Here is an 8,076-nt window from a genome sequence, read left to right on the forward strand (position 1 = left end):
GCGCCGTTCCCGTCCCCGCCGCCGCGGGCTTCCCCGGCTCCGGCCGCCTACCGCTCGGCCGGGTAGTGGGCGAGGCCCGAGGCGAGCAGGTCGAAGGCCCGCCGCACCGCCGCCTCGACCCGGGTCCGTACCGCCTCGGCCGGCTCCCCGGCCACCATGGCCCGCCGGATCTCGCCGAGTACCGCCCGGTGGGCCCCCGCGACGGCTCCGGCCACGACCCGGGGGAGCGGGTCCTCCGGTGCGGCCCCCGACTCCTCGGCCAGGACGGCCGCCAGTGCCGCCTCGGCCCGTTCGCCGAGCTCCAGCAGCCGGGCCCGCAGGGCGGCGCTGTCCTCGACGATCCGCCAGAACGCCGCGATCCCCGGGTTCAGCCCGACCGTCGGCTCGCCGCTCGCGAAGGCCGCCAGCAGGTCGGCCCGGACGGCGTCCACGGCCGAGCTGCCCGGGGGGCGGTGTCGGACCACCTCGGCCAGGTGGGCGACCACCTCCTCCTGGCGGTCGAAGAACAGGTCCTCCTTGGTCGGGAAGTAGTTGAAGACCGTGTTCGGCGAGACCCCGGCGGCCCGGGCCACCTCGACCACCGTGACCCGGTCGAAGCCGCGCTCGGCGAACAGGCCCATGGCGGTGTCGGAGAGCAGCTCCCGGGTCTGCCGCTTCTTGAGTTCGCGAAGTCCCATGGCCGGATCCTACCTGCCAATCATGGTGTCACTGAAAACTTGCAGTGACACCAAAAATATCCGCTACGGTGACGGCATGACCTTCACCTTCGGCATCTATCCCGGCGGTGTGGCGGGCGACGACACCGGCGTGATCACACCCGCCCGCCCCGACGACCCGGCCCGGATCACCGCCGCCCTGCGCGAACTCCAGGGCAGTGCAAGGGAGTTCCTGGTCCGCGCCTACCGCTCGTACCCGGGTGGCGAGCACACCCCCGAGCGGCCCGAGCGGTACGCCGTCGAGGGCCGCCGGCTCGACCTGGTGGTCCAGTACCGGGAGCGGAGCGGGGAGTTGGCGGGCTGGCAGGACTTCGTCCGCCGGACGGTCCGGACCGAGGGGCACCGCCTCGCCCTGCTCCAGATCTGCGAGGAGCCCAACCTGGACCTCCCGCCCGTGGACGGCGGCATCCCGAACGTCCGCCGGGCGCTGGTCGAGGGCGTGGTCGCGGCCAAGGAGGAGGCGCTGGCCCACGGATTCGACCGGCTGGCCGTCGGCTTCAACGCGGTGCCCTCCTTCGACCCCGCGGACACCTTCTGGACCGAGCTCGGGACGCTCGCCGACGAGCGCTTCCACCGCGCCCTGGACTACGTCGGCCTGGACTTCTTCCCGGACGTCTTCCGACCCGTCCCGCCATCCCAACTCGCCGACGCGGTACGGGCGGTGCTCACCGGCTTCCGCCGGGACACGCTGCCCCGGGCCGGGATCGGGCCGGACGTCCCCGTGCGGATCTGCGAGAACGGCTGGCCCACCGGCCCCGGGCGGAGCGAGGCGCGGCAGGCCGAGGTGGTGGCGGAGGTGGTCCGGACGGTCGCCGGGCTCGCCGCCGAACTCCACGTCACCGGTTACGCGTTCTTCGCCCTGCGCGACGCGGACAGCGCGGGCGCCGGACTGTTCCCGCGCTTCGGCCTGCTGCGCGACGACTACACGCCCAAGCCGGCCTTCGCGGTGTACCGCGGGCTGGTCCAGGAGCTGACGCTCCAACTTCCCTAGTTCGCCTCGAAGAAGCGCTCCACCGTGCGCCGCCGGGCGGCGACGGCGTGCACCGGTTCGCCGATCACCCGGCCGGCCAGGGCGACGGCCAGCTCGCCGACGTCCTGCCGCAGCACGCGGGCCGCCTCGGCCCGGTCGGCGGCGATCCGGGCGCGGCCGGTGGTGAGCAGCTCGTCCCGGGTGCGGATGCCCTCCGCGCGGGCCGCGACCATCGCCGCCGCGCCGCGCTCGGCGTACTCCTCCCGGATCCGGGCCGCCTCGTGCCGCGCCTCGGCCAGCTCCAGCAGCCGGGCCTCCCGGGTGGCCTCGGCCTCGGCGAGCAGGGCCTCGGCGCGCTCGGCGCGGCCCTCGGTGGCCTCCCAGCGTTCGGACCATACCCGTTCGATCCGGGGGAGCAGGTGGCGGCCGAGTGCCCACATCAGCAGGAAGAGCAGTGCCAGGCCCAGGAGCAGCGGGGCCGGTTCGGGCTTGAGCGGGCCGAGTTCGAGGTTCACGCACGCCTCCCCAGGGTGTGACGTTCCGTCAGTCGTGAGCATCCCCAAGGACGACGGAGGTCGAACTCGGCCCGGGCATGAGCTGCGTCACGGCGGCCTCCGGGCCGTGCCACCGCTGCAGGGGCCGGCCCTCCCGGCCGGCTACGTCACCTCGCCCCGGCGGGAGAAGCGCTCCGCCCGCCACTCGCCGCTCTCCAGCACCTCGGCCAGCTGCCGGGCCGCGTCCCAGACCTCGGTGTACGACAGGTAGAGCGGTGTGAAGCCGAAGCGCATCAGGTCCGGCGCGCGGAAGTCGCCGATCACCCCGCGCTCGATCAGCGCCTGCACCACCGGGTAGCCGTCGGCGTGCCGCAGCGCCACCTGGCTGCCGCGCCGGGCGTGCTCGCGCGGGGTCGCCACCTCGACGCCGTCCAGCCCCTCGGTCAGTGAGACGAACAGGTCGGTCAGCGCCAGGCTCTTGGCCCGTACCGCCGCCAGGTCGACCCGCTCCCAGACGTCCAGCGAGGCGTCGAGGGCGGCCTGGCCGAGCAGCGAGGGCGAGCTGGTCAGGAACCGGCCGATGCCCGGCTTCGGCTCGTACCCGGGCTCGAAGGCGAACGGCCGGGCGTGGCCGAACCAGCCGCTGAGCGGCTGGAGCGGGCCGGCGGCCAGGTGCCGTTCGGCGACGTACAGGAAGGCCGGCGAGCCGGGGCCGCCGTTCAGGTACTTGTAGGTGCAGCCGACCGCGAAGTCGGCGCCGGCGGCGTCGAGTCCGACCGGCAGCGCGCCCACCGAGTGGCACACGTCCCAGATCATCAGGGCGCCCGCGCCCTGCACCCGGGCGGTGATCCCGGGCATGTCCAGCAGTTCGCCGGTGCGGTAGTCCACGTGCGAGAGGACGACCGCGGCGACGTCCCCGTCCAGGTGCCGGTCCAGCTCCTCGGGGCGGATCAGCGTGCTGCGCGCGCCCTCGACCAGGCCGGTCACGCCCTCGGCGATGTACAGGTCGGTCGGGAAGGCCTCGGCGTCGCCGAGCACCGTGCGCCGGCCCGGGCGCAGCCGCAGCGCGGCCGACAGCACCTTGAACAGGTTGACCGAGGTGGTGTCGCAGACGACCACCTCCGCCGGAGCGGCGCCGACCAGCGGCGCGATCCGCCGCCCCAGCCGGTACGGCTGCTCGAACCAGCCGGCGTCGTTCCAGCTGCGGATCAGCTCCCGGCCCCACTCCTCCTCGACCACCCGGCGCACCCGCTCGGGCGTGCGCACCGGCAGCGCGCCCAGCGAGTTGCCGTCCAGGTAGACCACCCCGTCCGGCAGGGCGAACTCCTTGCGGAACGCCGCCAGCGGGTCGGCGGCGTCCAGCGCCGCGCAGTCCTCGCGTGTGGTCATGGCCCGTCCCTCCCTCGTCATCCTCTGCCCGTCCCGGTCCGTACCCGTTGTGCCCGTTGTGCCCGTCACAGCCCGTCCCGGATCGTCCACAGCTCCGGGAACACGTCCTGCTCGGCCGACTTGCGCAGCCAGGTCAGCCCGCTGGAGCCGCCCGAGCCGGGCTTGCCGCCCATGGTCCGCTTGACCGCCGAGAGGTGGCGCTGGCGCCACCGGGTGACCCGCTCGGCCACGTCCAGCAGGGCCTCGCCGAGCGGCCGGAGCGCGGCGAGCTCCGGCTCGGTGTACACCCGCCGCCAGGCCGCCTCGACCTCCGCGGACGGCTGGTAGCGCTGCTCGGAGGGGGCCCGGTGCGGGGCCAGGCCGCGGCGCGCCAGCAGCGCCAGCGCCTCGTCGTACAGGCCGGGGGAGCGCAGCGCCTCGGTCAGCTCGGCCCGGGTGTCGGGCATCCCGTCGTACATCGTCAGCAGCGCGGCGTTCTTGTTGCCGAGCAGGAACTCCAGCCGCAGGAAGGCGGCGGACTGGAAGCCGGAGGCCTCGCCGAACAGCGAGCGGAAGGAGTTGAACTCGTGCGGGGTCATGGTGGCCAGCAGGTCCCAGGAGTCCACCAGCACGTCCTGGACGTGGGTGCCCCGGCGCAGCGCGGCCAGGGCGGCGGTCAGGTCGTCCTCGCGCAGCGCCTGCCGGGCGAGCGTCCACTCGTGCCGCAGCAGGTCGAACAGCAGCTCCATCACCTGGGTGGTGATGATGAACGACAGCTCGGCCGGCTCCTTGCTGCGCGGGTGTTGCAGGCCGTGCAGCTCCTCCAGGCGTACGTACTCGGCGTACGGGGTGCCCCGGCCGGGCGCTCCGCCCCGGCCGAACGACAGGTTGGGCGTCTCCACCGTGTCGTGCCCCATCCCGATCCCTCCAGATCCTCCGGGCCGCGTCGCCCGGTCCGGTGGGCCGGCCGGACTGCCGGGTTCCACCGGGTGCCCATTGTGCGGTGGCGGTGCCCCCCGCTTGAATGGTCGACGGGCATCACAACCGCCTTCGGAGCTGTCGTTCGCGAGGCGTTCCGCCGATTCGCTTTACGAATGGAAATCCCTTGATCCCGACCACCCGGGAGGCCGCCTTGGACGCCGTCGACCGCCGTCTGCTCGCCGAGCTCCAGGCCGACGCCCGGCTCTCGTACAACGAACTCTCCCGCCGGGTGAGCCTGTCCGCACCCGCGGTGGCCGAACGGGTCCGCCGGCTGGAGTCCGAGGGGGTGATCAGCGGCTACCACGCCCATGTGGACCTGACCCGGGCCGGGCTGCCGATCACCGCGCTGGTCCAGATCCAGTGCTACGGCCCGCGCTGCGTGCTGCGCGACCCGGAGGTGCCGACCTGGCCGGAGGTGGTCCAGCTGCACCGGGTCACCGGCGGGGCGTGCTGCGTGCTGCTGGTCGCGGTGTCGACGATGGCCGAGTTCGAGGCGGTGTGCGACCGGCTCGGCGGCTACGGCCAGCCGTCCAGCTCGATGATCCTCTCCAGCCCGGTGCCCTGGCGGCCGGTGGTGCCGCGCTGAGCGCCGCCGGGCCGCGGCCGGCTGGCCCTGACGCGGACGTCAAGGGGTAGGTTGCCCGGCATGCCGAACGAGCGCCACATCCTGCTGCTGCCCGGGAGCCTGCGGGCCGGTTCCACCAACGAGACCGTGCTGCGCACGGCGGCTGCGGTGGCGGCCGCCACCCCCGGCCTGCGGGCCACCTACTACGCGGGCCTGGCCGGGCTGCCGCACTTCAACCCGGATCTGGACACCGACCCGCTGCCGGAGCCGGTGGCCGGGCTGCGGGCCGCGATCGAGGGGGCCGACGCGCTGCTGGTCTGCACCCCCGAGTACGCCGGGACGCTGCCGGGCGCGTTCAAGAACCTGCTGGACTGGACGGTCGGCGGGGTCGAGATCTCGGACAAGCCGACCGGCTGGATCAACGCCGCCGGCCCGGGCCGCGGCCTGGGGGCCGAGGCCACCCTGCGCACCGTCCTCGGCTACACGGGCGCGGCGGTGCTGGACGGGGCCTGCGTCCGGCTGCCGCTGGAGCGCGGCGCGGTCGGCCCGGACGGGCTGGTCGCCGACCCGCTGGTGCGCGAGCGGATCGGCGAGGTGCTGGCCCGGCTCGCGGCGGGCTGAGCGGGCCCTGAGCAGGGTCTGAGCGGGCCTGAGCGGGACTGAGGGGGCCTGAGCGGGGACCGAGGGCGGGCCGGGCTCAGTGCCCCGTCGGCAGGTGCACCCCGAGCCCGGCCAGGCCCTCCAGGAACAGCTCGACGCCGACCGCCGCCAGCAGCAGCCCGAGCAGCCGGGACAGCACCTCCAGCGAGGTGCGGTGGGTGCGCCGCATCAGCGGCGCGAGCACCGCCACGCAGAGGTAGTTGATCACCGCGACGGCCACGTACGCCCCGGAGACGGCGGCCTTCCAGCCCCAGTTGTCCTGGTTGAGCGAGGCGACCAGGACGGCCGTGATGGCGAGCGGGCTGGCGATGTACGGCAGCAGCAGCTCGCGGATGCCGTCCACCAGCGGGTTCGCCAGGTGCTCGTCGTCCTCGCCGTCCGAGCCGAGGTGGACGCCGAAGACCAGCGCGACGGCGTAGACGAAGAAGATCGCCCCGCCCGCGAGCTGCAGCGACTGGTCGCTGATGTGGAACAGGGTGGTCAGCTCGTCGGCGCCGAAGCCGAGCACCAGGCCGATCACCGCCGAGATGGCCGTGCTCAGCGCCGCCAGCCGCCGCAGCTCCAGGTTGCTCCGGGTCCCGGCCAGCCGGGCGAAGGCCAGCAGGGTCTTCGGCGGACCGACCACGGCGAAGAAGGTGATGAAGGCGCTGCCCAGGTTGAAGACGAACATGGGCCCAGCATGACCGCGCGGCCCCGGGCGGCCGGTTCGCCACGCCCCGCGGCCGGGCGTGGCGTGAATCTCCCCGGCGGCCGTTCCATTCCTGGTCAGGGGTGAATTCGCCCGGATGGCGGTCCCGGCTCGAAGGGACGGGCGCTCTCGGGTGCTATGGAGGCAGGACTGCCACCGAGCGGGACCAGCCCGCCGCGGAAGCGAGGATGCGACATGTGCCTGAACCGTAAGGACCTGGGCCTGCTGGCCCTGCGCGGCGCGGTCGGCGGGGTGCTGATCGCGCACGGCACCCAGAAGCTGTTCGGCTGGTTCGGGGGCGGCGGCCTGGAGGGCACCACCCAGGCCATGGAGCACATGGGCTTCCACCCGGCCCGGGAGAGCGCGCTCGCGGCCGGCCTGGGCGAGGCGGGCGGCGGGGCGCTGCTGGTGGCCGGGCTGGCCACCCCGGCGGCCGGCGCGGTGGTGGCCGGGACGATGGCGGGCGCGGTGTCGGTGCACGCCCCGGCCGGCTTCTTCGCCATGTCCGGCGGCTACGAGTACCCGGCCTTCCTCGGCGCGACCGGGCTGGCGATCGGCCTGGCCGGTGCCGGCCGGTACTCGCTGGACCACCTGACCGGCCACGTCTTCGACCGGCCGTGGGTCGGGCTGGCGTCCTTCGTGGCGAGCGCCGCCGGGGCGTACGGCGTGGTCGCCCGGCGCCGGCACCAGGTGCGGCTGCGCGAGGAGCGGGCCGCGGTGGAGGCGGACGCGCAGGAGGGCTCGGGGCTCTCGTAGCGGGCTCTCCGGAGGCGGGTGCGGGGGCCGGTTCACCCGGAGGCAGCAGCCCTGCTGGCGGAGGCCCGCCCGCCCTCGGAGGGTGGGCCGGGAGGTGTGCCGGGCAGCCCGGCGCCGACCGGAAACGAGGGACCGCATGGACCGCCAGCCGCTCACCCGCGCGAGGGCCTGTACCCCGCCGAGGGCCACCGCCCAGGACCTGGACGCACCGCCGATGCGCCGCCAACGGCGGGCGGTGGCAGGGGTGTTGGCCGCCGCGGTGGTCGGTGTGGCGACGCTCGCGGGCTGCTCCTCCGGCAAGAGCGCGAGCAGTGTGGCCTCCGAGGCGGCGGCCGCGGTGGAGCGGGGTGCGAGCGCCGCCGCCTCCGCGGCCTCGGCGCTGGCCTCGGCGGCCGGCGGGGCGGGTGCGGCGATCGCCTCGGCGGAGGCGCAGGCCTCGGCGGCGGTGTCGGCGGCCTCCTCGGCCGTCGCCGGGATCAAGGGCGGGCTGGACGCCAAGGGGGACGTCGCGGTCGGGGCGGTGGCCACCGGTTCGGACGGCAAGCCGCAGGCGTCGCTGACCGTCACCAACCACGGGCAGCAGTCGTACCGGTACGTGATCCAGCTGGACTTCACCGACGAGTCCGGCAAGGTGCTGGACGCGACCGCGGTGACCGTCCAGGACGTCGCCGTCGGGCAGAGCGCCCAGGCCACCGCGCACGCCAACCGGGACCTGTCCGGCACGGTCAAGGCCGAGGTGGCCAACGCCGTCCGTTATTGAGCCGGGCCCCGGCCGCCCAGCTCAGCGCGGGTGCGGAACCTTAAGCGGGGCTCAAGGCCCAACAGCACCCCTTGACGGGCGAGTTGGTCTAGTCCATTTTTATTGCCCAGGTGCAGGG

10 protein-coding genes are annotated in these 8,076 nt (G+C 74.6%); 5 read left to right on the forward strand and 5 right to left on the reverse strand.

The features are described from left to right. Positions 1–47: 47 nt before the first annotated feature. Positions 48–677 (reverse strand): TetR/AcrR family transcriptional regulator, encoded by a 630-nt coding sequence (locus ACFU6K_RS22995; protein WP_380665855.1) that lies wholly within the window; start codon positions 675–677, stop codon positions 48–50. 76 nt (positions 678–753) lie between these two features. On the opposite strand from ACFU6K_RS22995, the gene ACFU6K_RS23000 reads away from it, so the two are divergent. After that, a complete protein-coding gene (locus ACFU6K_RS23000; RefSeq protein WP_380665857.1) occupies positions 754–1,707 on the forward strand; it encodes a hypothetical protein in 954 nt (317 codons plus the stop codon). On the opposite strand, the gene ACFU6K_RS23005 is transcribed toward ACFU6K_RS23000, so the two are convergent. The 3 genes from ACFU6K_RS23005 to ACFU6K_RS23015 form a co-directional block, all read right to left on the reverse strand. Next, positions 1,704–2,201: a hypothetical protein gene (locus ACFU6K_RS23005; protein WP_380665859.1), complete on the reverse strand. Its 498-nt coding sequence runs from the start codon at positions 2,199–2,201 to the stop codon at positions 1,704–1,706. The genes ACFU6K_RS23000 and ACFU6K_RS23005 overlap by 4 nt on opposite strands. A 141-nt stretch (positions 2,202–2,342) precedes the next feature. Then, a complete protein-coding gene (gene kynU, locus ACFU6K_RS23010) occupies positions 2,343–3,569 on the reverse strand; it encodes a kynureninase (protein WP_380665861.1) in 1,227 nt (408 codons plus the stop codon). Positions 3,570–3,634: 65 nt separating this feature from the next. Further along, positions 3,635–4,465, reverse strand: a complete 831-nt coding sequence (locus tag ACFU6K_RS23015; protein ID WP_380665863.1) for a tryptophan 2,3-dioxygenase — start codon at positions 4,463–4,465, stop codon at positions 3,635–3,637. A gap of 188 nt (positions 4,466–4,653) precedes the next feature. Between ACFU6K_RS23015 and ACFU6K_RS23020 the strand changes: the two genes are divergently transcribed. Both ACFU6K_RS23020 and ACFU6K_RS23025 read left to right on the forward strand, forming a co-directional pair. Next, the gene (locus tag ACFU6K_RS23020) at positions 4,654–5,115 is read left to right on the forward strand and encodes an Lrp/AsnC family transcriptional regulator (protein WP_380665865.1); all 462 of its coding nucleotides are present in this window, start codon (positions 4,654–4,656) and stop codon (positions 5,113–5,115) included. A gap of 60 nt (positions 5,116–5,175) precedes the next feature. Then, on the forward strand, positions 5,176–5,715 hold the full coding sequence (locus ACFU6K_RS23025) for an NADPH-dependent FMN reductase (protein WP_380665867.1): 540 nt from the start codon (positions 5,176–5,178) through the stop codon (positions 5,713–5,715). Positions 5,716–5,791: 76 nt separating this feature from the next. On the opposite strand, the gene ACFU6K_RS23030 is transcribed toward ACFU6K_RS23025, so the two are convergent. Beyond that, positions 5,792–6,424 (reverse strand): MarC family protein, encoded by a 633-nt coding sequence (locus ACFU6K_RS23030; RefSeq protein WP_380665869.1) that lies wholly within the window; start codon positions 6,422–6,424, stop codon positions 5,792–5,794. A gap of 213 nt (positions 6,425–6,637) precedes the next feature. Here ACFU6K_RS23030 and ACFU6K_RS23035 point away from each other — a divergent pair, with 213 nt between their 5' ends. Both ACFU6K_RS23035 and ACFU6K_RS23040 read left to right on the forward strand, forming a co-directional pair. Next, entirely contained in the window at positions 6,638–7,198 is a 561-nt protein-coding gene (locus tag ACFU6K_RS23035; protein WP_380665871.1) for a DoxX family protein, read from the forward strand. Between the two features lie 136 nt (positions 7,199–7,334). Continuing rightward, a complete protein-coding gene (locus ACFU6K_RS23040) occupies positions 7,335–7,958 on the forward strand; it encodes a hypothetical protein (protein ID WP_380665873.1) in 624 nt (207 codons plus the stop codon). The last annotated feature ends 118 nt before the right edge of the window (positions 7,959–8,076 follow it).

The sequence above is a fragment of the Kitasatospora sp. NPDC057512 genome, assembly GCF_042802135.1.
In the GTDB taxonomy this organism is placed as follows: Bacteria; Actinomycetota; Actinomycetes; order Streptomycetales; family Streptomycetaceae; genus Kitasatospora.

Bases quoted from the DNA above. Each gene is read 5' to 3' on its own strand.
- ACFU6K_RS22995 (WP_380665855.1), bottom strand. From the start codon at position 677: ATGGGACTTCGCGAACTCAAGAAGCGGCAGACCCGGGAGCTGCTCTCC.
- ACFU6K_RS23000 (WP_380665857.1), top strand. From the start codon at position 754: ATGACCTTCACCTTCGGCATCTATCCCGGCGGTGTGGCGGGCGACGAC.
- kynU (WP_380665861.1), bottom strand. From the start codon at position 3,569: ATGACCACACGCGAGGACTGCGCGGCGCTGGACGCCGCCGACCCGCTG.
- ACFU6K_RS23015 (WP_380665863.1), bottom strand. From the start codon at position 4,465: ATGGGGCACGACACGGTGGAGACGCCCAACCTGTCGTTCGGCCGGGGC.
- ACFU6K_RS23025 (WP_380665867.1), top strand. From the start codon at position 5,176: ATGCCGAACGAGCGCCACATCCTGCTGCTGCCCGGGAGCCTGCGGGCC.
- ACFU6K_RS23030 (WP_380665869.1), bottom strand. From the start codon at position 6,424: ATGTTCGTCTTCAACCTGGGCAGCGCCTTCATCACCTTCTTCGCCGTG.
- ACFU6K_RS23035 (WP_380665871.1), top strand. From the start codon at position 6,638: ATGTGCCTGAACCGTAAGGACCTGGGCCTGCTGGCCCTGCGCGGCGCG.
- ACFU6K_RS23040 (WP_380665873.1), top strand. From the start codon at position 7,335: ATGGACCGCCAGCCGCTCACCCGCGCGAGGGCCTGTACCCCGCCGAGG.